Raw genomic sequence first — 21912 nt, forward strand, 5'->3', positions numbered from 1 at the left:
ATTAATTTTCGAACAGGGAGGAGGATTACGATGGCTAATACACATAAAGGTGTGACCGGACGTCGCCGCCCAGTTTCCAAGTTGAATTCTGCAAAGCGTCGTCAACATACAGACGAAGTACTTGCTTTTTTGCAAAACGGTTTAGATGATATGAAGAAAGATTATCATAAAGCTGATAAGTAATAATAATTAAGAAAAACTCCCGTTGGTTTTGGCTAACGGGAGTTTTTTTACTTTTTAAGTGGTCAACGGCTATTTATAATAAATAAGCTTTACTTTCATAAGGTCGTAGTTGAGTTCCTAAATCATCAGGATAATTGCCAATGATTAATTGCCCAGTTTCTTGGTGATAGTCGCGCTGGAGAGTTTGGTCAGTAAAGTTATTCATGACTAGTAAAGTTTGACCTTGATAATGTCTGAGATAACTAAAGACTTGCTCATCATCAGCATCTAATAACTGATAATCACCATATTTGATTAAATCGGAATCATGCCGTAATTGAATTAATTTTTGGTAATAGTAAAATACGGAGTCTGGATCGGCTAATTCGTTCTCCACATTAATCTGCGGATAATTAGTATTTAATTGATACCAAGGTTGGGCTGTGGTGAAACCGGCATTTTTTTGTGCAGACCATTGCATGGGCGTGCGGGCGTTGTCGCGGGACTTGTAAGCCAAATAATGCAACATTGTCTGTGAGGGCACGATCTGTTCTTGATCCACTAATTGATGATAAGCATTGATGGATTCAATATCTTCATATTGAGATAATTGGGTAAAATTAGTATTTGTCATGCCCAGTTCTTCACCTTCATAAATGTAAGGCGTACCCTGCAGCAAATGTAAAGTTGTCGCTAGCATTTTGGCAGATAGCTCGCGATATGTTGGATGATCGTTGCCAAAACGGGATACCGCCCGCGGTTGGTCGTGATTGCCCCAGTATAAACTATTCCAAGCCTTGCCTGACAGTGTTTCTTCCCATTTTGAGAGAACACGCTTTAAATCTTTTAATTGCGTTGGTTGGTCGTTCCATTTGCCAAGCCGAGCATCAGGATTAGCACCTAAGTCTACATGTTCAAATTGAAAGACCATATTCAATTCGCGTCCGTCTAAATTCGTATAATTGATCACATCTTCTGGCTTAGAGTTAGGCATTTCACCGACAGTCATAATATCGTATTGTGATAACACTTCTCGGTTCATTTCTTGTAAAAATTCATTCAGTCGTGGCCCATCAGCCACGGTGGCAAAGGTATCACCATACTTAGCACCGTCTTTTTGAAGAGCATCTGGTAAGCCTTGTGGTTTCGAAATAAAGTTGATGACGTCCATTCGAAAACCATCGACACCTTTATCTAGCCAAAACTTCATAAGAGAATATACAGCTTGGCGAACTTGGGGATTTTCCCAATTTAAATCTGGTTGACCTTCAGCAAACAAGTGTAAATAATACTGTTTTCGTTCAGGTACATAAGTCCAAGCAGAACCACTAAAAGCAGAGCCCCAATTGTTTGGCTCGTGACCGTCGACAGGATCGCGCCAAATATAATAGTCAGCATAAGGATTATCTTGTGATTGTTTACTAATTTGAAACCACTGATGCTGATCCGAAGTATGGTTAACCACTAAATCCATCAAAATCTTGAGACCTTGTTGATGTGCTGCTGCCAGCAAAGAATCAAAATCAGCCATCGTCCCAAAAACCGGTTGGATTTTGCGATAATCCGAAATATCGTAACCATTATCAACATCAGGTGATTGATAAATTGGATTGAGCCATAAAACATCCACACCTAATTTTTTTAAATAAGGTAAACGCTGCTTAATACCGTTTAAATCACCAATACCATCATTATTGCTGTCTTGAAAACTGCGGGGGTAAATTTGATAAACTACTGAATCTTTAAACCAATTGGCCATGGGTGTTCTCCTCAATCTGTAAATTGACTTGCTACAAAACTAGAAAAAATTCAACGCTTGCTAGCTGTGGCAAGCTGATAACACAGGTACTCTAACATATTGTACAAACGTTTACAATGAAAATTGATTAATAAAACGTTGTAGATTAGTGAGTGAAAGATTGGTAAATAAAAAGAAAATGTCCGCATTAATTATTGCGAACATTCTCTTAGCTATGGATCTGTTGAAGTTTTAGTGTGATCTAACGCTCCAAGTGCCAAAAACCTGTGTCTAACTACAAATAAACAATCAAGTTAAAAGTCGTAACTTAATTATTTATCCTAGGTTAGTCCTCGGTTTTTAACCGGCACTTGTCGCAGTGTTAGATCTAACGCTCCAAAAGCTAAAAGCTTACGTTTAACTACAACTAAGAACTCAAGTCAAAGCCCGACTTAAGTCCTTAGTCTAGGTTAATACTCAGCTTTAAACCAGCTTTTTTCGTAGTGTGATTAAAGTTTAATAGCATTATCTGGAGTTTGACCTTGAATCATCTTCAGATTTTCATTATGGGCAATTTGTACCATATTTTTCACCGCGGTTTCAGTATAAAAGGCGGTATGGGGGGTAATAATTACATTTTTGCGGTTTAATAAATCGTCTAAAGTGGCGTCTGGAAAAGTTTTACCCCGCCAATCTTCGTTAAAGATGCCAACTTCATTTTCATAAACATCTAAACCAGCGGCACCAACTTGGCCGGAGTTTAATCCAGCTACTAAGGCATCAGTATCAATTAAATCACCTCGTGAAACGTTGATAATCATGACGTTTCGTTTCATCTCTTGCAGACTTTGTTCATTAATCAGGTGAATATTTTCTGGAGTCGAAGGAACATGTAAACTGATAATATCAGCTTGTTTGAACAAGTCATTGAGATCATCGACATAAATTCCTGTTTGTTCCAGTTCCGGATTGCGGTAAGGATCATAAGCAATGACCTTGGCACCAAAGCCTTTTAAGATCTGAATTAAGACGCGTCCAATATGGCCAGTCCCGACAATACCGACCGTTTGCATTCGCAATTCACGACCGATTTCTGGGGCCCAGCGCAAGTCACGTTGGGCAACTTTAGCTGTGGCTTCGGGTTCACGACGTAACAAACGCCCCATTAACCAAACAGCATGTTCAGCAATGGCGTTGGGGGAATAAACCAGCACATTCGTAATTTGAAAATCAAATTCTTTAGCGGCTGCTTGATCAATATTATCAATTCCAATATTGCGCAAAGACATTTTGTTGACGCCATAATCATGTACGGCTTGTAAAGTGGCTCTAGTGTAAGGTAACTGTTGGTAAGTGACAATCCCATCAGCGCCTTGGACTTTGCTGGCACTTTGGGGAGTTAATAATTCAGTTTCAATTTGGACTTCGACTTCTGGATGTTGCTCTTGCCATTCTTGTAAAGCTGGTCGTTCATCGTCTCGGATACTAAAACTAACAATTTTCATGTTTATCTGTCTCCTTATTAATCAACTAAAAGCTACCACGACAATTTACTAAACATCAAGTTTTATTACGTACCACCAGGTGTTGTGGTTTACAGATTCTTATCCATATTAAAAGTTAATTTAGATAAATTGATACTTTGGGTCATTAAATCACCCATAAAGTCTAAAGTTTGTTGCCGGTTAGTGTGCACCAATGCTTGGTTTTGCTGAGTCAAAAAGGTAGTTAAGTCTGCCCCCGTTAACTGAGTTGCCTGTTGATCACTGTTAGCTAAAGCAGTGCGGAATTGTTGTTTACAATTGGTGAGAAAATCAATGTCACTTTGAACAAAATTGATGTAATGACTCTCAACTAAGGCGGACAAGCCATTGTACAGCCAGTAAGCGTCTTTTAAATTAAATTTCATGGCAGTATCGTTAAAGGAAGCATCAGTTTCATTCATGTTGGTGTAAAACGGCAAGTATGGTGCAAAGCTCGGATAACCAAAGCACAGCCACATAACGCCGGCTAAACCAGCTGGAACATCATTTCTAATCTGTAAAATATGGGAATTTTGGGTCCGGTTGAGCCCAATTGGCCGGTAGCGATACTTATCAGCTGATTCACCAGCTTGCAACGGATCAAATGGTGTTTCGTTATAGTGAGAACCAAGGACGTATTCAATATCTTCCACGGAGATTTTATGATCCGTGTAACAAATAAATGGTAATTCACCATCTTCAGGTGCTTGCGCAATTTCTGGATTGAAATATTTTTGGCCGAACCAAACACGGGGATTATTGTAATGACGGTCTTTTTGATTATCAGTTCCAAAAATATGGCGGAAGTTCCAACCAGTTTGGTCGGTATTTAGATGATGCTCACTGACAAATTCTTGAATCTGGTCGGACCACATAAATTCTTGTGGATTGTCAAAATCGACTTGTTGAATGGAAACGCGATTAGCAGCAATGGCGTAGGCATTGTCCGGAATGCGTTGAGCCACCCAATGATGACCAGTAACAATTTCCATATACCAAACATCGTTGTGGTCACTAAATAAAACGGAATTTCCTGCGGGTGAACCGTATTGTTTGATTAATTCGCCCGTGCGTTGGACTGCTTGTTTAGCAGAAGTAACGTAAGGTAAAACCATCCGCACGATACAATCTTCGTCTAAGCCATCCACAACTAGCGGGTCATAAGCTAAGGCCCGTTCGTTACCATAAGTACTTTCAGTGGCGGACATGGCGACATTTTGAGAATTAATCCCACTTTCGTCATAATAGCCTTCGTGTTTGTAATCAACGTTGGGAACTCCTGGCCAACTGAAACTATCTTGAGGCACCGGCGCTTCGAAGTTATTCAACCAAGACTTGACTACTGGTTGGTGGTCTAAGTGTTGTGCTGGATGAAATTCAAACTTGTGTGGTGCTACCGCGTGAAAAGTATCATCATTACGCGCAATCATGGTGGAACCATCTAATGAAGCTTTCTTGCCAACTAAGATCGTGGTACAGGCAGATAAATGTTTTGTCATTTGCTGAACTCCTTTGGTTTTTTAGTTTTAAGTTAAGTCTAACATAAGCTTTCTTAAATTTAAGTTGGATTTCACTAAAATCTTATACGGAGAATTTGGTTGTTAAGACCTTTTTGAACTGCACCGATTTTTATTAGTAACCAACAGCAAAAGCGTCCAGTCCATTTTCGCTGGATTGGACGCTAAATTTGACTAGTGATTAATCAAACACCATTATAAGGGCATTAATTCGGGTCCTGGTTTATTTGTATTGAGTAATTAAGATTTATTCGATATGCAAATTTCCACCATTACTTTTAATTAAAAACTGTTTTCCTAATTGATAGTATTTGGGATTGTGTTGATAAAGTTGACCACCATTAAGATCAGCTTGATATCGTAACTTTTTTGTTGAAGTGTTGTTAAGAGTTATACTTCCACCATCACTATTAACACGAAAATGGGACAATTGATTTAATTGATTTGCTGATAAAGTTAACTTGATATGGGGATTGTTTTTATTAGAGATTAATCCGATTTGATGACTGCTTCTCGAAAAATCAATAATTAAATTATCAGAATTTTGCTTAGACCAATGATTGAGTGGTTGAATCATCTTGACAGGTAAGTAACCTGCTAAATCAATATCATTTACTGATCTTGGTTTTACATTGATTTGTACATCAGCACCGCCCGTTTTAATGACTAAGGAGTTTACCTGTTGTTTCAAGGGAATACTTTGTTGAAAACTTTGGTAAGGATTTTTTAGGAATAAGTTAGTAATTAGCATAATGAAAACTACCATACATAAAATAATAGCTATCCAAATTGTTTTTTTAGTCTTTGCTTGCATTGAACTCACCTCTCTTGTCTGAGTTCATAATAATTTGTTTTTTGAAGAACATGGTAACAAATCTTAAACGGTTCATTTTCAGCTTTATCGGTTAATTTTTCTTAAAGGTGCTTCGATAGACATTGCGATATTGAAGAAGATCTAGGACTTTGTTCTTGTAGTAAATTGGCGTTGCAAGTGATGCCATAAGGTATGTTAAAATTATTTTAGTTAAATTAGGTGTAAGGGTGACTCTAACAACAAAATTAATTGAATATTAATTTGTTAGTTAATGGTTATTTCCAGCAAAGTCTGATTGCTAATGTCGTTTAGATCAATTTTAGGTTTAATCATGTTAATCATTTTATTATTGTATATTGTGACATATTTAGTGAATTTGCAGTTTTTTCAAATGCAATTTTCCAACAAAGAGTTCTTAATTCTTGTAAGCAGTAACGGTGTGATTTTGACGGGTATTATGCTGATAATGAATAGACTGAAAGTGAGCGGGACATTAATTGTTCTATTATTTATGGAAGTTGTCATTGTCGGAATTTATTTACTCTATAAAAAAATCATTCTGCAACAACTGTTTTTCTTATTATTATCTTTTTTAATTTTGCTGACAACTAGCCAGTTGAGTGAAGTACTACTATATAAAGTTTTCAAAATTTCATATTTAATTCAAGAGAATAGTTTAAATTGGATCTGGGTGAATGTTGTAATTGCTTTAATATCTGATTTAATGATTGTTAAGCTCTTAAATTGGGGTTTTGAAAAGTTACACACTTATCAGGTGCTGCAAAAACATAGAGTAACTATGTTAATTACTAGCTTGATAACAATCATGATGATGATTGGTTATTTTTATTTAATGAATCAAGCAGTTACTACCAATCAAACTATTACGCAAATTAGTCTTTTGTTCTTAGGAACTTGTCTTTTATTTATCTTAACGTTTTTGTTATGGAGTCGTGATCGAAATCAACAACGACAATTACAGCTAGAACAGGAAAATCGGCAACAGCTCACTGCTTATTTGAAGACTTTAGAAAATGCGCAGCAAGAATTCCGTAAGTTTAAGCATGATTATCTCAATATTTTGTCAGGTATGGCTGGTTATATTGAAGATCAAGATCTAGCGGGTCTGAAAAAATATTTTTACGGAGTAATTAAAAATAATCAGGTCCAACAAACCACGGATTTATTTAATCTGTCATCTTTGAGTAATTTAAAAATTGTTGAAATTAAAGGTTTATTAGCTGTTAAGTTAGGACAATTGACCACTTTAAAAGACCGCATTCATGTAGAAATTGCTCAGGAAGTGAGACAATTTCCACAGAATGTTTCAATACTGGATTACAATCGTTGTTTGGGGATTTTATTAGATAACGCTCTTGAAGCAATTGAAGATTTAGCCAAAAGCACAGCAGCGCAAAGCTTAATGACTATTGTTATTTATGACGATTCTAGTCAGTTAACGACAATTATCAAGAACCATTATCAAAACTCGATTAATCTCAAACAAATTTATCAAGCTAATTACTCAACTAAAGCTGATCATTCAGGGTTAGGACTGGCAAATATCAAGGAAATTACCCAGCAATATTCCCATCTGAGTTTACAAACTGAAGTTACTAAGGAAGAATTTATTCAAAAATTAATTATCAAAAAAGAGCAGTAAAATGGATATATACCTGTGTGAAGATGACAACGCGCAATTAAAAAGATTGCAAAAAATAATCAATAATTATTTATTGATTGAAAATTTAGATATGCAAATTGTACAAGCCACTGCTGACCCACAAGAAGTTTTAAAAACTTTACAGTTGAACAATTCGACACCCAACATTTATTTTTTAGATATTGATTTGCAGACACAATTAAATGGTTTGGAATTAGCAGCAGAAATCAGAAAATTTGATAGTTTAGGTACTATTGTTTTTGTGACGACACATGATGAATTAGCTCGGGAAACTTTTAAATACCGAGTTGCGGCGTTAGATTTTATAGTTAAAGATAATCCGCAGCAGTTGCAACATGATGTAATTCAAATCTTGATTAAAGTTCAAGAACAGTTAAAACAACAGCAACAACAACGAAAATTACTGGTCGTCAAAACGACTGATCAAATTTTGTATTTAGATTGTCAACAAATAGAGTTCATAGAAACTTTGGGTGACCATAAACTGTTAATTCATGAAATAACTAAACAAGAAACAATAAATAGTGACCTGAAAGATTTGGAGCAGCGCTTGCCCACTAATTTTGTGCGGATTCATAAATCGGTTATTATTAATACTGATTTTCTGTTGCAATTTAATAAAAAGCAAAAGGTAGTTGTTTTACAAAATGGAATTACTTGTCCGGTTGCTCGTCGCAAGGTCAAAACTTTAGAGAATTTGTTAGCTGCTAATTAAGTTGAGTAAGCATGTTGCTAGTTTTAAAAAGTGCGCTAGGTTAGATTGAGAGCTAGGCTAACTTGCAGATGCTTTGAGAAATCGGTATGATTAAGAAAAATTGTAAAGGGGTAGCAAAAGATGTTATTAGGTAGTGTTGAAGCTGGGGGAACCAAATTTGTTTGTGCTGTGGGTAATGAGGATTATCGGATTTTAGATCAGACACAGTTTCCAACGACTGATCCGCAAACGACAATTCAGCAAATGATTACATATTTTCAGAAGTTTCCTGAATTAGCCGCTATTTCGGTCGCTTCGTTTGGACCCATTGAATTACAAAAAAATAATCAATATTATGGTTATATTACCGATACTCCTAAAGCTAAGTGGCATTATGTCGATTTAATTGGCCCGTTAAAGCGTAATTTTGACGTACCTGTTTACTTCACCACGGATGTTAACGGCTCCGCATACGGTGAATATGTGACAGCTAATTTATTTAATGAAAAAATTAATTCTTTAGTTTATTACACTGTCGGTACTGGCGTCGGTGGTGGGGCCGTTTTAGATGGTAAGATTTTGCAAGGTATTGGTCATCCAGAAATGGGACACACATTTGTCAAACGCCATCCTGATGATTTGGATTTTGCGGGTATTTGTCCGTTTCATCATGATTGCTTAGAAGGCTTGGTTTCAGGCCCAACCTTTGAAGCACGCTTAAACAAAGCTGGCAAAGATGTGCCGCATGAACATCACGTCTGGGATATTATGGCTTATTATGTGGCACAAGCTGCTGTGCAACAGACCTTAATTTTACGGCCAAATAATATTGTTTTTGGTGGCGGGGTAATTAGTGAAGATTTCTTAGTGAAAGTACGCCAACAATTTAAAACATTATTGAATGATTATGTACAAGTGCCTGCTTTAGATAAGTATATTACCATGCCGCGAGTGAAGAATAATGGCTCAGCAACTTTAGGAAATTTTGCATTAGCTTACCAAATTCAAAATGCGTAATTAAAATTAAATGTTAAATATAAAAACTGAGTTTAACTGGCGAAAGATCCGCGGTGGCGACTCAGTTTTTTTGTGATTATTTAATCGTTAAGCATTCTTCGTATAAGGCAGTTTTGAGTTGATTAACAGGGATTGCCAAGTTGGGTTGCTTGAGACTGACAATACCCATTTGAATGGGTAGAATTTGTGAGATGATAGGGATAACTTGCAATTGTTTTTGTGGTGCTTGTTGTTGCATAAAATATTCGGTCACCATGCCAGCAATTTCATTTTGCTGCACAATTGCGAGACAAGCGGAGTAATCATTAACCTCATATTCAATATTGGCTTTGAGATGATTTTGCAGAAAATATTCGTCTAAGTGTTGCCGCACAACGAATTGGTGCTTGAGGGCTACTAAGGGGTTTAAGAAAAGTTCAGCAAAAGTAATTTGCTTTTTTTGAGCCAACTTACTCCATTTTTTGGGAATTAAGGCAACGGTTTTATCAGTGAACAAAAAAGTGAATTCTAACAAGGGATCTTGCGTGATGCTACGTGCTAGCGGAGTAATGGCCAAGTCTAATTGATTATTTTTTAATTGCGTTAACATTTGGTTGGTGTCTAATTGAACAAATTCAAAAAGAAATTGTTGGCGTAAATGCTTACCCGCTTGCACAATGAGTGGCGTTAAGTAATTACCACTGACGCCAATATGTATCGTTTGTCTGGAAGAAGGATTTTCCTTAACACTAGGAATTGCGCGACTGATAATTTGGGCTTGTTGTAAAATTAATTTCGTATGGCGATAAAGTTCTAACCCGGCTGCTGTCGGGCGCATTGTGCGGCCTTCGCGCACCAGCAATTTGGTCCCTAATTCTTTTTCTAAATGTTTCATTTGAATACTGAGATTCGATTCAACGGTTCCCAGTGACTGCGCAGCTTGACGATAACTATCGTGAGAAATGATCGCGGCAAAATATCGTAACTGTTTGAGTTCCATAATTTCCCCCTGATTTAAAAATGTGTTTTTAGATACCAATAGTTCATGTTTAAACTAGACTTTGAAACTGGTTATCAACCAATAAATCCCTCATAGTTTGCCAAACAACTACAAGGGATGTGAGAAATTAGCTGGCACTAACAATTGGTGCAGCGCTTATTTGAATGTTAAGAATCTCCTTTGTAGCTTCACAGAACTAATTTTCATTAAAGGATCGTTGTAGGTATCATAGTGTGCAAAATTAGAAAAGTCAAGTCGCGGTCAACGGGATTTGTTATAATAGAAGCAAATTAAAATTGTTGAGGATGATCATTGTGTTAAATATTTTTATCGTACGACATGGCCAAACGGATACTAATAAAAGTAATCGAATTAACGGTGCTCAAACCGATTTACCATTAAATTCTGTGGGGATTCAGCAAGTACAAACTTTACATACTAGCTTTGATATTAAACAAATTGATTGTATCTATGCTAGTCCCTTGAAAAGAGCATTCCAAACAGCCGAAATTTTAAGTGCAGACGCTTTGCCGATAAAGACGGATGTTCGTTTGAAAGAAATTGATTATGGTAATTGGGACGGTCAAGCAACGGATTTAATTTACCAGCAATATCCCCAAGTGTTTGACGAATTGGGATATTTAACTGAGGACTATGTAAAGTATTGCACGGGTGAAAGTTACGATCATTTGGCGCAACGCTTACAGAGCTTTTGGCAGGATTTATTAGCTCAGCATCACGATCAACAAATTTTATTAGTATGTCACGGAACTGTGTCACGTGTTTTGATCCAACGCTTATTTCACATTCCCATGGTGAGTGCTGTGGGTGAAGTCAAGAATGCGGGAGTAATTAACGTTGCTGTCAATGAACAGACGGGGGCCACTTATTTGCGCTATTATAACCGCCAAGCGCCAGGAGTCTTTGATGAAGTTAACTAATTCTCCAAATGTTCAGCGTTGTCCGTGGGTGGGCGCTGATTCCTTAATGATACGCTATCATGACCACGAATGGTGTCGGCCGACGCATGCTGATCGTAAGTTATTTGAATTTTTAGTACTGGAAATGATGCAAGCAGGCTTAAGTTGGAAAACCGTCTTGCATAAGCGTCGAGCGATGAATCAAGCATTTTGTTATTTTGACGTGCAAAAAATTGCGCAGGCAGATCCCTTAATGCAGGCTGCTTGGTTGCAGAATCCAGCTTTAATTAGGAATAAACGAAAGCTAGCGGCGATGGTTAATAATGCCCAAGTCTTTTTATCAGTACAACAACAATTTGGTACTTTCAATCAATGGGTTTGGACTTTAGCTGGTAATCGGGTGCACAATCACCACTGGCAGTCGCCAGAACAGGTGCCTACCACGTCACCTTTAGCGCAAAAAATGACCCGTGATTTTAAACAAAAAGGTTTTAAATTTGTCGGTCCCACGATTATGTATTCTTACTTGCAGGCTATTGGTGTTGTGAACGATCATTTACAAAGTTGCTCTTTTAAATAGTCTTATTTATAGTGCTTCAAAGATGCCTTTATTATGCAGGGTTGATGGTAATTATCAATTCCTTGGTGATAAGGGTATTTTTAATTATCGCTAGAAATTTGAGTGACAGTAGTAGTGCTGATTTCATTTTTTTACAAAAAAAACTTACATCAAATTTTTTATTTTGCTAAGATAATCAAGTTGCGAAAAAATGAATTGAAATTCAAAGGAGTTTTTACATGGATGAAATGAAAGCTGTTGTAAAAGTGCAAAAACCCTGGCTAGTCATGTCTAGTATGTTAATTGGGGCCTTTGTGGGGATGTTATCGGAAACATCATTAAACATTGCACTACCACAATTAATGAAAGCTTTTAATGTCAGTGCTGCCACTGTGCAGCTCTTAGTCACTGGTTATATGTTAGTTATTGGTATTGTGTTACCATTTTCGAGTTTATTAACGAAATGGTTTACGACACGGCAAATTGTGATTTTTGGGTTAAGTGATTTTATTGTCGGCGCGATTATTGCGGCGCTGGCACCAAACTTTGGTATTTTGTTGTTAGGTCGAGTCATTCAAGGCTTAGGGACGGGTTTAATCTTACCGTTAATGTTTACTGTCGCAATGACGATTTTTCCGCCGTATAAATTAGGCGCAGCGATGGGTGTTTGTGCGTTGGTGATTATGTTAGCACCAGCTGTTGGTCCCACGTTAACGGGTTTAATTTTAGGCAAATTAACTTGGCATTGGGTATTTTGGTTGTTTGTTCCGTTTTTAGCCATTGGTTTAATTTTAGCGATTTTTGGTTTAAAAAATGTTGGGCAAATTTCTAAGCCTCATGTTGATCTTTGGTCAGTTTTAGAATCTGTTGTTGGTTTTTCCGCCTTAGTGTTAGGCGTTAGTTTTGCAAGTGAATGGGGCTGGGGTTCACCTTTAGTTTTAGGTTTATTAGTTGTGGGAATTATTGTCTTAGTTTTATATGCTTGGCGGCAATTACATTTGACCACTCCAGTGTTGAACTTACATGTCTTTAGACATCCTGCTTTCACTTTAGGAGCACTAGGCGTCATGTTAGACTTTGCAATTATTTTGTCGGCAATGTATTTATTACCACAATATTTGCAGCAAGGACTGTCACTACCAGTTGCTCTAACAGGAATGATTATGTTACCTGGAGGGATTATTAACGCGATTGTGTCTGCCGTGGCAGGCCGCTTATATGATACCTTTGGGGCTAAAAAACCGGCTGTGGCTGGCTTTTTAATCGCTGTTTTAGGTGTGGTCATGTTATTATTATCCAATCAACATTCAACGCTGTTTTACATTATTTTGGCGCACGTGATCTTAATGATTGGCTGTCCACTAGCGATGTCACCTGCTCAAACGCATGCTTTGAATTCTTTATCTGGAATTGAGTCCGCGGATGGTAGTACGATTTTAAATACAATGCAACAAGTTGTCGGTGCTGTGGCTACGGCCTTATCAACGAGCTTTTTAAGCTTAGGCCAGCATAATATTGCAGGCAATATGGCGACGAAGTTTACCAATGGTGTCCACTATGGCTTGTACTTTACCTTAGCTCTAGCCATTGCTGGGGTCTTAATTGCTTTTAATTTACGCAAGCAAGATCCGCAAACGCATTTAGAAGAAAAATAAAATGTTTGAAAAACAGAAGTTGGAACAATTTTCTGACTTTTGGTGCATCATAAAGCAAAAATGTTCGTATTAAATACGAGCATTTTTTTGTATCCGCTGCTTTTTTAGACGTTTTGATTGACTTAGAGTTAACTATAAGTATTATGATTAAAACGTAGTTGAGTAGTTTTTCAGAAGTTTGATAGCAGTATTTGATATTAGCGCTCCAAAGGACAAAAACTTGCGCCTAACTACGCCCAAGTACTAAAGTTAAAACCGATTTTAGTCTTGGTCTAGGTTATTGCTCAGTTTTTAAACGTCCTTTGTCGCAGTATTTGATATAGCGCTCCAAAGGACAAAAACTTGCGCCTAACTACGCCCAAGTACTAAAGTTAAAACCAACTTTAGTTTTGGTCTAGGTTATTGCTCAGTTTTTAAACGTCCTTTGTCGCAGTATTTGATATAGCGCTCCAAAGGACAAAAACTTGCGCCTAACTACGCCCAAGTACTAAAGTTAAAACCAACTTTAGTTTTGGTCTAGGTTATTGCTCAGTTTTTAAACGTCCTTTGTCGCAGTATTTGATATAGCGCTCCAAAGGACAAAAACTTGCGCCTAACTACGCCCAAGTACTAAAGTTAAAACCAACTTTAGTTTTGGTCTAGGTTATTGCTCAGTTTTTAAACGTCCTTTGTCGCAGTATTTGATATAGCGCTCCAAAGGACAAAAACTTGCGCCTAACTACGCCCAAGTACTAAAGTTAAAACCAACTTTAGTTTTGGTCTAGGTTATTGCTCAGTTTTTAAACGTCCTTTGTCGCAGTATTTGATATAGCGTTCCAAAAACCAAAAGCTTGCGTTTAACTACAACTAAGCTCTCAAGTCAAGAATCGACTTAAGACCTTAGTTTAGGTTAATCCTCAGCTTTTAAGCGGTTTTTGTCGCAGTATTTTATTAAAGGAGAGATGATGATGAGTATTTTAACAGAAGACTATACTTTAGCTAACGGCGTCAAAATTCCTAAGTTAGCTTTTGGAACATGGTTAATTGATAATGATCAAGTTCAACAACCAGTTCAAACAGCTTTGGCTGCTGGTTATCGTCATATTGATACAGCTCAAGCTTATGGTAATGAAGCCGGTATTGGTCAAGCCCTACAAGCTTCAGGAGTTAAGCGTTCAGATATTTTTGTCACTTCAAAATTGGCTGCTGAAATCAAGTCTTATCAAGAAGCAGTGGCTGCCATTGATCAATCACTGCAAACAATGGATTTGGACTATCTGGATTTGATGATTATTCATGCACCGCAGCCGTGGTCTGATTTTCGTAATGGTGAACATTATTTTGAAGGTAACTTAGCGGCTTGGCGCGCTTTAGAAGAAGCCTATCAAGCTGGTAAGTTGCGCGCTATTGGCGTTTCCAATTTTGAAAAGGTAGACGTTGATAATATTGTTAAGAATGGCTCGGTTAAACCAATGGTTAATCAAGTGTTAGCTCATATTGCTAATACACCATTTGAGTTAATTGACTACTGCCAAAAGCAGGATATCTTAGTTGAAGCCTATTCACCAGTCGCCCACGGTGAGATTTTACAAAATCCGCTCGTACAACAAATGGCTGCTAAGTACCAAGTTGAGCCCGCACAGTTATGTATTCGTTATTGTCTACAACTCAATTTGTTACCATTACCAAAGTCACAAACACCAGCGCATATTAAGAGTAATACGCAAGTTGATTTTGAAATTTCAGCCGCTGATATGGAGCAATTAAAGACTATTGAACATATCAAGGATTATGGTCAAGCAAACGATTTTCCAGTGTATGATAAATCGGATAAATAAAAGTTAATCAAAAAGGGCAGCTCACTAATTTAGATTGAGCTGTCTTTTTTTGCTTTGAAAGTGAAATAAAAAAATAGTACGCAGATTTGAGTTGTTTTATAAAGGGTAGAAACTGGCATTTAACTACAAAAAAATCCTCAAGTTAAAAACTAACTTCAGGATTTTTTTTAGGCTATACTCAGTTTCTAAACAAATCTTTTGTCATGAATTTATAATCCTGAGCTTTGACCCGCTCTTTGTCGCAACTAAAATTATTGAACTCGTTGTTCATCACGCTTTTGTTGTTGCTTTTGGGATTGCTTTTGTTCAACTTTTTGTTTGGTATCTTTGGCAGAACCACTCAAGCGATCTTGCAAGCTAACGGAATCTTTTTCATGTTGTTGTTGAGTCTTAATGTCTACGACACTGACATTAACTTCCACGACATCTAAATCAGTCATGGATTTAACTTTTTCAAAAATTTGCTTTTTAATTTGATCATATAATTTTGCGATATCAATGCCGTATTCAGCAACAATATCAATATCAACTGCTACTTGTTTTTTACCGACTTCAACATTAATACCGGAAGTAACATCATCATTGTTGACTAATTTATCCGTTAAATTAGAGAAAAAGCCACCATCAATTGTTAAAAGACCATCAATATCTGATAAAGCAATGCCAATGATTTTTTGAATAACTTTGGAATCATAAGTTAATTCACCTTTAATTTGTTCTGCATTCGTATTTGTTGTTTGTGCCATTTTGATCTTCTCCTTTATCCAAAATTAAATTATTTATCATGCAATTGTTGCAGTAGTGGCCAATAATGACCAACAAGGCCACCGATGATTGCCAGTACTACTAAGAAAATAGTGCTTAAAAAACCTAAAACCAAAAAACAAACTGCTAAAAGTAAACCAATAATCACGCCAATAGTTTCGCCAGCGTGTTGGTCCAACCATTCTTTCATTGGAATGCCTCCTTAATAAACACGCTTTTTCTTCGGATCAGTCTGTGACTCAAAATTGGTAAAACGAATTTCAATCTTGGGCTTTTGTTGGACTCCTAATAACTGACGTAAATTATCTTCTAGTTGCTTTAAGTAGGCCACTAGCTTTTGTTTGACGCTATCACCGGGAGCTAAATCCCCGCTGACTTTAATCCGCAAATGATGGTTGGTTAATTTGGAACTAACTTTGGGATTTTGCAGGTAAGGTAAGTCCGCCAGTGAAGCGTTGATAAAGCCATTAATGGCCTTATTAGTAATTTTGACTTGTCCAGTGGGTTTATGAATTAATTGAAATTTATTGCGTGTCGGCCAGAAAATTAAAATTAGTAATAAGACAATTATTAATAAACCACTCAAGGCACTAATAATTACCAGGTACCAAATCCAAAGATCATTTAGTGAGACTAAATCAGGCAATTTTAGTCCTAGATATTGTTGCCACAAATGATTATTGCTCCATAAAATATAGAGCGGTAGCGGTAATAAAAGAATTAAGCTAATAATTAAAAACCATTTTTTGCTTCGTTTCAATTTTTCACTATCCTTTCTCCAACTAATTGTTATGGTAGCACGCGATCTGTTAGCGGTCTAATAATATGATTATTTGGTGAGAAATATTTTAAATCTTGTTAGTTTTTTGTCCAAAGTAAGACTTGAAACGTGTAATTTAACGGTATCAATTGTAGACTAAGGGCAAATAATGGAAATGGGTGGATAACATGAAGCAAACAATTCTGCAAGCTAACCAATACATTAAAAACGCTAAAGTTTGTGAAGTGGCGACGATTGATCGAATGGGTTTTCCCAGTCTTGTTTCGTTAACCCCCTTAACTTATCAACGCAGTGTGGCGACTATCTTGTTTTACACACGGTTTGAAAACTCTACAGTGGTTAATTTGGCCAATTGTGCCAATGCTGCTGTACTTTTTTTTAACGAACAAGATTATTCGTCAGTGATGTTAAAAGGTAGTCTGAAAATTGTGGCCCCCATTTCGGAACAAATGCGGCATAGTTTAACAACTTTTCAAAAGCAATTACAATATGAACATCCCATTTTTTTACAGTTTCATACGTTATCAGTTAAACTACGCTCTGCTAATTTAAGTAATGATTTTACCAGCCAGCAGGGCAGTAGCGCGCATAATAAGATGGAAACAAAAAATTAATGCTCACATTGGGTCTTAGATCATCCGAGCATTAATTAATGATTGTGTTTTAAAAGTCAACAGTTTTTGCCTAAGCGGATTCAGATTTTAAAATTGAATTCGGTTAGTGCTTTACTGTTAAACTAATTTTGTTTTAGCGATTTGAATTACCTAATTAAGTTAACAATATTGCGTTTAGCAGCGCGGCGGGCGGGAGTATAGCTAAAGATAATGCCTACTAATAAGACAATTACTAAGACGATAATAATGTTGGTGGCTGTAATATCCATGGCAAAATGTTGAATATGCATGGCATTGACAATTGCTTGAATGCTCAGGGCTAGTAATAAGGATACCAACCCACCAGCTAAAGTTAATAGGGTTCCTTCCATTAAAAATTGCAACGTAATATCATGTTTGCTGGCACCGATGGAGCGGCGTAAACCAATCTCTTGCGTACGTTCAGCAATATTAGCAGTCATGGTGGTCATAATCCCCATCCCGGCAGTTACTAATGAGATCCCGGCAATAATGGCAATAAAGGCGGCCAGCATTTTAATAATTTTATCCATTTGTTTTTTGGCACCACTTGTATCCGGACAACTATAATCGCCCAAAGTATGATAAAAACCCTTGTTCTCTAACGTTTGTAAAATTTGAGCTTTGGCGTGTTGTTCTTGTTTTGCGGAGAGGTTCTTTTGTAAAGTGACATCCATTTCATCATAATCGTTAGCATGGCGTCCCTTGAGTAAACGATAATCATCTTGACTGATTCTGCCGCCAGCGGGGCCAGAGCCAATGGCGGGCACTGGTTTACTATAAAGTTTCGTAACTTTAAACGGGCGATCTTGGATGAAGAGATATTCCCCCACGCGGATATTACTAAAATTCGTATCTTTGAGTAAAGCCTGATTTAATTCAATAACATTAGTTTTATGAGCATTGGGCCCAGATTTAATGGCTTCCAAATCCAATGATTTATTTTGCCCTTGCCAAACGAGATTCTTACTCAAAATGTCGTAAGACGGCAGAGTGACTTTTTGAACATGGGGCAAATTGCGAATTAGTTGTAAATCTGATTTTTGAAAGCTCCCAGTCTCTTCGTTGGGAATATATTCAATCATGAGCTTGTCACCTTCGTAACCTTGGAAAAAGAGGTGACTCACCGTTTTACTTAAACCATTACCGATGCCGAGGACTAATAAAACACTTAATGTGCCCACGATAATGCCCATGACCGACATCAGATTACGGAAGAAGCGTTTGCGTACACTATTAATAGCGATGCGCAGGTTGTTAAAAAATTTCATTGATATAACCGCCCATCTTTGATTTTGATAATCCGATCAGCAAATTGTGCCACCATTTCGCTATGCGTCACCATAATGATGGTTTTGTGTTGCTTAGCGTGCAAGTGTTGCATTAATTCCATGATCTTCAGCGAAGTGGCTGAGTCTAAGGCTCCGGTTGGTTCGTCGGCAATAATTAGTTTGGGGTCATTAACCAAAGCTCGTGCAATTGATACCCGCTGTTGCTGACCACCAGATAATTGCGTGGGGTATTTATTGGTTTGATCACTTAAGCCGACTTGCTCCAAGAGTTCTAAAATTCTGGACCTACGCGAGCGAAACGGATTTTTGCTATAAACATTAGGTAAATTGACATTGTCGAAAATAGTATAGTTGCGCAATAATTTGAAATTTTGAAAGACAAAACCAATGTATTGATTACGCAAATGTGATAAGCGGCGATCACTTTTGATTTGTTTCACGTTGGTCCCGTTGAGTTGATAAGTTCCTTGGTAAGCAGTGTCTAATAAACCGAGAATATTAATTAAAGTGGATTTACCCGAGCCTGAAGGCCCCATGACCGCCACGAACTCGCCCTCAGTAATGGCTAAATCGGGAATACTTAAGACATACTGATTTTTTTGATCATAGGACTTATGAATGTTCGAAAGTTGAATTACATTTGTCATTTATTTATCCTTGTCAATTAATTTAGTTTGTGGTTGTAAATAATTACGGTCAACATAATAGTATTGGGGGTCTTTTTGTTGAATTTGCTCCGGACCTAAAGCTTTTTTAGTCCCGTCTGCTAGTTGCACTTGTTGATGATGAACTAATTTTTTCGGAATTTGTGTGTATTTTGAAGGAATGGAGATAATGACGTGTTGCCCTAAACGATACGTTTGGGGAAGTGATGTTTCAAAATTATAATAAGAAACGCCCGCCGTTTGTTTAACGCTATTTAACTGTAAATAAGTGATCTGAGCCGCTTGAGCTGTTGTGTTGTTACCAGTTAAAGCTTTGACCTGAACATTATCGCCGACTTGAATTTTATTTAAATCATATTCTGAAACGGTTCCTTGAGCTTTAAACGGAGTCGTATAAACAGCGTTTTGGTCGTTACCGAGTTCAAAGAAACCGTTGCTTGGAGCTAGTTGGCCGGTAGTATCTAATTTTTCACCGCGATAAACGCTGGCGCCGTTTTGAACTAATAATTGCCAATCGTTAACTTTTACGACCGGATATTTTTGCTGGTAAGTGACGTTGGCAGATAATTCTAATGGGCTAGCAGCATGAACAACATAACTATGTTGCGTGTGCTTCGGTTTAGCAGCAGCTTTGGAGTGGGCTTGTTGACCGTGCCACCACAAACCACCACCCAGTACAAGAATAATGACGACAATAATTGTTATCCAAAGGCTTTTCTTTTTCATATTCAACATCCTTTAACTTTGAAGTATGTAACACATCAGCTGTGTACTACCACACTATAACTCTAAAAGGAGAATTTTGCAATTCACTTTTAATCTGACAGACTAAAATTTAATTTAAATAATAATTACCCTGCTAAATCACTGATTAATTGAATTTCCAACGAACTTTTTGGAAAAAGCATTGAAAAGAAAAAAATTAATTGCACTTTCTTGGTGAAATATTTGTTCTATTGCTGTTAGTCAGCCTGTTGACACCAGTTGCCAATTACAGAAATAATATTAAAAAAGTAAAACTTTCTGTGATTTTTCATGTAAGAAAATGATATAGTGTTCTCTATAGATGCGGTTAAAATTGCTGGTCGGATAAAAAGTAGTAGTTTTATGCTGACCTCTCGCTTGTAATTTTCAATCTATACTAAAAAGTAAGCGCTACAGTTGCATCGTTTACAAATGATCGGCAGTAGCGCTGGTCATAGTTGAAAGTTAACCGCTCAGAATGACTCAAGATTTAGGAGGAAGTTTAATGAGTTTTCCAAAAAACTTTTTATGGGGTGGCGCTACGGCGGCTAACCAATTAGAAGGTGCTTATCAAGAAGGTGGCAAGGGTTTATCACTACCAGATGCTTTGCCCGGCGGTAAGGATCGCATGGCTATTGTGAATGATCCAGAATTTGATTTTTCGATTGATACTGATAAGTATTTCTATCCCAACCATATTGGTAATGATCATTACCATCACTTTAAAGAAGATATCAAATTATTCGCAGAGATGGGTTTTAAGTGTTACCGGTTTTCCATTGCTTGGTCGCGGATTTTTCCCAATGGTGATGAAGAACAACCCAACGAAGCAGGCTTGAAATTTTATGACGAATTGATTGCTGAATGTTTGAAATATAATATTGAACCAGTCATTACGATTTCACATTATGAAATGCCTTTAAACTTAGTAACCACTTATGGCGGCTGGAAAAATAAAAAGTTAATCGACTTTTACGAACGTTTCGCTAGAACCGTCTTGACTCGTTACCATAAGCAAGTTAAGTATTGGATGACTTTTAACGAAATTAATAGTGCCGCCCATTTTCCAGTGATGGGTCAAGGTTTAGTCGTAGCTAATGGCGCCAATGATAAGAAGAATATTTTCCAAGCTTGGCATAATCAATTTGTTTCGAGTTCTAAAGCTGTCAAAATTGGACATGAATTAGATCCCGATTTACAAATTGGTTGCATGATTTTGTATGCTACTAATTACAGCTATGACTCTAATCCGGTCAATCAATTAGCTTCTTTGCAAGATAATCAAGCTAATAACTTCTTCTGTGCGGATGTGCAAGTACGTGGACATTACCCAGCTTATACGAAGAGTTTATTAGCACGCAATGGTGTACAAATTAGTGATTTAGATTATACGGATGAAGAGTTAGACTTGTTGGCTAAATATCCGGTTGATTACATTGGCTTTAGTTACTACATGTCAACAGTGACGGAAGTGACTCGCTCTGATAACAAAACCACTGCTGGTAATTTAATGGGTGGCGTCGAGAATCCGTTCTTGAAGTCTAGTGATTGGGGTTGGCAAATTGACCCTACCGGCTTACGGATTGCCTTAAATGAATTGTCTGATCGCTATCAAAAACCAGTCTTTGTCGTAGAAAATGGTTTAGGTGCGATGGATCAAGCTGATGAGAATCATTACGTGGCTGATGATTACCGGATTGATTATTTACGTGAACATATCAAAGCAATCGATGATGCGATTGATGATGGGGTTGACGTGATGGGCTATACGCCATGGGGGTGCATTGACTTAGTTAGTGCTTCCACCGGTGAAATGGCAAAACGCTATGGCTTTATCTATGTTGATGAAGATAACAATTGCCAAGGAACTTTCAAACGTTACAAGAAGAAGTCCTTTGATTGGTATAAGCAAGTTATTGCCTCTAATGGTGAAAATTTAGATTAAACTAATAAA

The 21912-nt window shown here is 37.2% G+C and carries 21 protein-coding genes; 10 read left to right on the forward strand and 11 right to left on the reverse strand.

What is annotated here, in order from left to right:
- Window positions 1-30 precede the first annotated feature (30 nt).
- Window positions 31-183: a hypothetical protein gene (locus AC3B5S_RS04670; protein WP_489756854.1), complete on the forward strand. Its 153-nt coding sequence runs from the start codon at window positions 31-33 to the stop codon at window positions 181-183.
- 73 nt (window positions 184-256) lie between these two features.
- On the opposite strand, the gene AC3B5S_RS04675 is transcribed toward AC3B5S_RS04670, so the two are convergent.
- The 4 genes from AC3B5S_RS04675 to AC3B5S_RS04690 form a co-directional block, all read right to left on the reverse strand.
- Window positions 257-1921 carry a glycoside hydrolase family 13 protein gene (locus AC3B5S_RS04675; RefSeq protein WP_489769377.1) on the reverse strand — a complete coding sequence of 555 codons (1665 nt, stop codon included), beginning with the start codon at window positions 1919-1921 and terminating at the stop codon, window positions 257-259.
- A gap of 488 nt (window positions 1922-2409) precedes the next feature.
- Window positions 2410-3405 carry a D-2-hydroxyacid dehydrogenase gene (locus tag AC3B5S_RS04680; protein WP_489790134.1) on the reverse strand — a complete coding sequence of 332 codons (996 nt, stop codon included), beginning with the start codon at window positions 3403-3405 and terminating at the stop codon, window positions 2410-2412.
- An 89-nt stretch (window positions 3406-3494) separates the two neighbouring features.
- Window positions 3495-4922, reverse strand: coding sequence for a C69 family dipeptidase (locus AC3B5S_RS04685; protein ID WP_489790135.1), 1428 nt, complete (start codon window positions 4920-4922; stop codon window positions 3495-3497).
- A gap of 265 nt (window positions 4923-5187) precedes the next feature.
- Entirely contained in the window at window positions 5188-5754 is a 567-nt protein-coding gene (locus AC3B5S_RS04690; protein ID WP_489775021.1) for a hypothetical protein, read from the reverse strand.
- Between the two features lie 466 nt (window positions 5755-6220).
- Between AC3B5S_RS04690 and AC3B5S_RS04695 the strand changes: the two genes are divergently transcribed.
- The 3 genes from AC3B5S_RS04695 (at window position 6221) to scrK (ending at window position 9149) form a co-directional block, all read left to right on the forward strand.
- Window positions 6221-7417 (forward strand): GHKL domain-containing protein, encoded by a 1197-nt coding sequence (locus tag AC3B5S_RS04695; RefSeq protein ID WP_489756849.1) that lies wholly within the window; start codon window positions 6221-6223, stop codon window positions 7415-7417.
- A gap of 1 nt (window position 7418) precedes the next feature.
- Window positions 7419-8153: a LytR/AlgR family response regulator transcription factor gene (locus AC3B5S_RS04700; RefSeq protein WP_489790136.1), complete on the forward strand. Its 735-nt coding sequence runs from the start codon at window positions 7419-7421 to the stop codon at window positions 8151-8153.
- Between the two features lie 120 nt (window positions 8154-8273).
- Entirely contained in the window at window positions 8274-9149 is an 876-nt protein-coding gene (gene scrK / locus AC3B5S_RS04705) for a fructokinase ScrK (RefSeq protein WP_489756847.1), read from the forward strand.
- Between the two features lie 76 nt (window positions 9150-9225).
- Here scrK and AC3B5S_RS04710 read toward each other — a convergent pair whose 3' ends face one another.
- Window positions 9226-10128, reverse strand: coding sequence for a LysR family transcriptional regulator (locus AC3B5S_RS04710; protein WP_489756846.1), 903 nt, complete (start codon window positions 10126-10128; stop codon window positions 9226-9228).
- Between the two features lie 314 nt (window positions 10129-10442).
- On the opposite strand from AC3B5S_RS04710, the gene AC3B5S_RS04715 reads away from it, so the two are divergent.
- The 4 genes from AC3B5S_RS04715 to AC3B5S_RS04730 all read left to right on the forward strand — a co-directional run bounded on the left by AC3B5S_RS04715 (window position 10443) and on the right by AC3B5S_RS04730 (window position 15079).
- Window positions 10443-11069: a histidine phosphatase family protein gene (locus tag AC3B5S_RS04715; protein ID WP_489769382.1), complete on the forward strand. Its 627-nt coding sequence runs from the start codon at window positions 10443-10445 to the stop codon at window positions 11067-11069.
- Complete coding sequence (locus AC3B5S_RS04720) at window positions 11056-11628, forward strand: DNA-3-methyladenine glycosylase I (RefSeq protein ID WP_489756844.1); 573 nt, start codon at window positions 11056-11058, stop codon at window positions 11626-11628. The genes AC3B5S_RS04715 and AC3B5S_RS04720 overlap by 14 nt, the downstream gene beginning before the upstream one ends.
- Window positions 11629-11855: 227 nt before the next feature.
- Window positions 11856-13262 (forward strand): DHA2 family efflux MFS transporter permease subunit, encoded by a 1407-nt coding sequence (locus AC3B5S_RS04725; protein ID WP_489757693.1) that lies wholly within the window; start codon window positions 11856-11858, stop codon window positions 13260-13262.
- A 947-nt stretch (window positions 13263-14209) separates the two neighbouring features.
- On the forward strand, window positions 14210-15079 hold the full coding sequence (locus AC3B5S_RS04730) for an aldo/keto reductase (protein WP_489756843.1): 870 nt from the start codon (window positions 14210-14212) through the stop codon (window positions 15077-15079).
- A 251-nt stretch (window positions 15080-15330) separates the two neighbouring features.
- On the opposite strand, the gene AC3B5S_RS04735 is transcribed toward AC3B5S_RS04730, so the two are convergent.
- The 3 genes from AC3B5S_RS04735 to amaP are packed head-to-tail and all read right to left on the reverse strand — an operon-like array spanning window position 15331 to window position 16604.
- Complete coding sequence (locus tag AC3B5S_RS04735) at window positions 15331-15825, reverse strand: Asp23/Gls24 family envelope stress response protein (RefSeq protein WP_489756842.1); 495 nt, start codon at window positions 15823-15825, stop codon at window positions 15331-15333.
- A gap of 29 nt (window positions 15826-15854) precedes the next feature.
- Window positions 15855-16034, reverse strand: a complete 180-nt coding sequence (locus tag AC3B5S_RS04740) for a DUF2273 domain-containing protein (RefSeq protein WP_489756841.1) — start codon at window positions 16032-16034, stop codon at window positions 15855-15857.
- Between the two features lie 12 nt (window positions 16035-16046).
- Window positions 16047-16604, reverse strand: a complete 558-nt coding sequence (gene amaP / locus AC3B5S_RS04745) for an alkaline shock response membrane anchor protein AmaP (protein ID WP_489769384.1) — start codon at window positions 16602-16604, stop codon at window positions 16047-16049.
- Between the two features lie 188 nt (window positions 16605-16792).
- On the opposite strand from amaP, the gene AC3B5S_RS04750 reads away from it, so the two are divergent.
- Entirely contained in the window at window positions 16793-17239 is a 447-nt protein-coding gene (locus AC3B5S_RS04750) for a pyridoxamine 5'-phosphate oxidase family protein (RefSeq protein ID WP_489790137.1), read from the forward strand.
- Between the two features lie 146 nt (window positions 17240-17385).
- Here AC3B5S_RS04750 and AC3B5S_RS04755 read toward each other — a convergent pair whose 3' ends face one another.
- The 3 genes from AC3B5S_RS04755 to AC3B5S_RS04765 are packed head-to-tail and all read right to left on the reverse strand — an operon-like array spanning window position 17386 to window position 19940.
- Window positions 17386-18528 carry an ABC transporter permease gene (locus tag AC3B5S_RS04755; RefSeq protein ID WP_489756838.1) on the reverse strand — a complete coding sequence of 381 codons (1143 nt, stop codon included), beginning with the start codon at window positions 18526-18528 and terminating at the stop codon, window positions 17386-17388.
- Window positions 18525-19196 (reverse strand): ABC transporter ATP-binding protein, encoded by a 672-nt coding sequence (locus tag AC3B5S_RS04760; RefSeq protein WP_489756837.1) that lies wholly within the window; start codon window positions 19194-19196, stop codon window positions 18525-18527. The genes AC3B5S_RS04755 and AC3B5S_RS04760 overlap by 4 nt, the downstream gene beginning before the upstream one ends.
- Window positions 19197-19940, reverse strand: a complete 744-nt coding sequence (locus AC3B5S_RS04765; RefSeq protein ID WP_489790138.1) for a hypothetical protein — start codon at window positions 19938-19940, stop codon at window positions 19197-19199.
- Between the two features lie 523 nt (window positions 19941-20463).
- Here AC3B5S_RS04765 and AC3B5S_RS04770 point away from each other — a divergent pair.
- On the forward strand, window positions 20464-21903 hold the full coding sequence (locus tag AC3B5S_RS04770) for a glycoside hydrolase family 1 protein (RefSeq protein ID WP_489790139.1): 1440 nt from the start codon (window positions 20464-20466) through the stop codon (window positions 21901-21903).
- Window positions 21904-21912: the final 9 nt, after the last annotated feature.

This window comes from Bombilactobacillus sp. ESL1094, assembly GCF_058107425.1.

Bases quoted from the DNA above. Each gene is read 5' to 3' on its own strand.
- AC3B5S_RS04700 (WP_489790136.1), top strand. From the start codon at position 7,419: ATGGATATATACCTGTGTGAAGATGACAACGCGCAATTAAAAAGATTG.
- AC3B5S_RS04725 (WP_489757693.1), top strand. From the start codon at position 11,856: ATGAAAGCTGTTGTAAAAGTGCAAAAACCCTGGCTAGTCATGTCTAGT.
- AC3B5S_RS04680 (WP_489790134.1), bottom strand. From the start codon at position 3,405: ATGAAAATTGTTAGTTTTAGTATCCGAGACGATGAACGACCAGCTTTA.
- AC3B5S_RS04750 (WP_489790137.1), top strand. From the start codon at position 16,793: ATGAAGCAAACAATTCTGCAAGCTAACCAATACATTAAAAACGCTAAA.
- AC3B5S_RS04695 (WP_489756849.1), top strand. From the start codon at position 6,221: ATGAATAGACTGAAAGTGAGCGGGACATTAATTGTTCTATTATTTATG.
- AC3B5S_RS04670 (WP_489756854.1), top strand. From the start codon at position 31: ATGGCTAATACACATAAAGGTGTGACCGGACGTCGCCGCCCAGTTTCC.
- AC3B5S_RS04740 (WP_489756841.1), bottom strand. From the start codon at position 16,034: ATGAAAGAATGGTTGGACCAACACGCTGGCGAAACTATTGGCGTGATT.
- AC3B5S_RS04730 (WP_489756843.1), top strand. From the start codon at position 14,210: ATGAGTATTTTAACAGAAGACTATACTTTAGCTAACGGCGTCAAAATT.
- AC3B5S_RS04685 (WP_489790135.1), bottom strand. From the start codon at position 4,922: ATGACAAAACATTTATCTGCCTGTACCACGATCTTAGTTGGCAAGAAA.
- scrK (WP_489756847.1), top strand. From the start codon at position 8,274: ATGTTATTAGGTAGTGTTGAAGCTGGGGGAACCAAATTTGTTTGTGCT.
- AC3B5S_RS04755 (WP_489756838.1), bottom strand. From the start codon at position 18,528: ATGAAATTTTTTAACAACCTGCGCATCGCTATTAATAGTGTACGCAAA.
- AC3B5S_RS04690 (WP_489775021.1), bottom strand. From the start codon at position 5,754: ATGCAAGCAAAGACTAAAAAAACAATTTGGATAGCTATTATTTTATGT.
- AC3B5S_RS04765 (WP_489790138.1), bottom strand. From the start codon at position 19,940: ATGAAAAAGAAAAGCCTTTGGATAACAATTATTGTCGTCATTATTCTT.
- AC3B5S_RS04770 (WP_489790139.1), top strand. From the start codon at position 20,464: ATGAGTTTTCCAAAAAACTTTTTATGGGGTGGCGCTACGGCGGCTAAC.
- AC3B5S_RS04710 (WP_489756846.1), bottom strand. From the start codon at position 10,128: ATGGAACTCAAACAGTTACGATATTTTGCCGCGATCATTTCTCACGAT.
- AC3B5S_RS04760 (WP_489756837.1), bottom strand. From the start codon at position 19,196: ATGACAAATGTAATTCAACTTTCGAACATTCATAAGTCCTATGATCAA.
- AC3B5S_RS04735 (WP_489756842.1), bottom strand. From the start codon at position 15,825: ATGGCACAAACAACAAATACGAATGCAGAACAAATTAAAGGTGAATTA.
- AC3B5S_RS04720 (WP_489756844.1), top strand. From the start codon at position 11,056: ATGAAGTTAACTAATTCTCCAAATGTTCAGCGTTGTCCGTGGGTGGGC.
- AC3B5S_RS04675 (WP_489769377.1), bottom strand. From the start codon at position 1,921: ATGGCCAATTGGTTTAAAGATTCAGTAGTTTATCAAATTTACCCCCGC.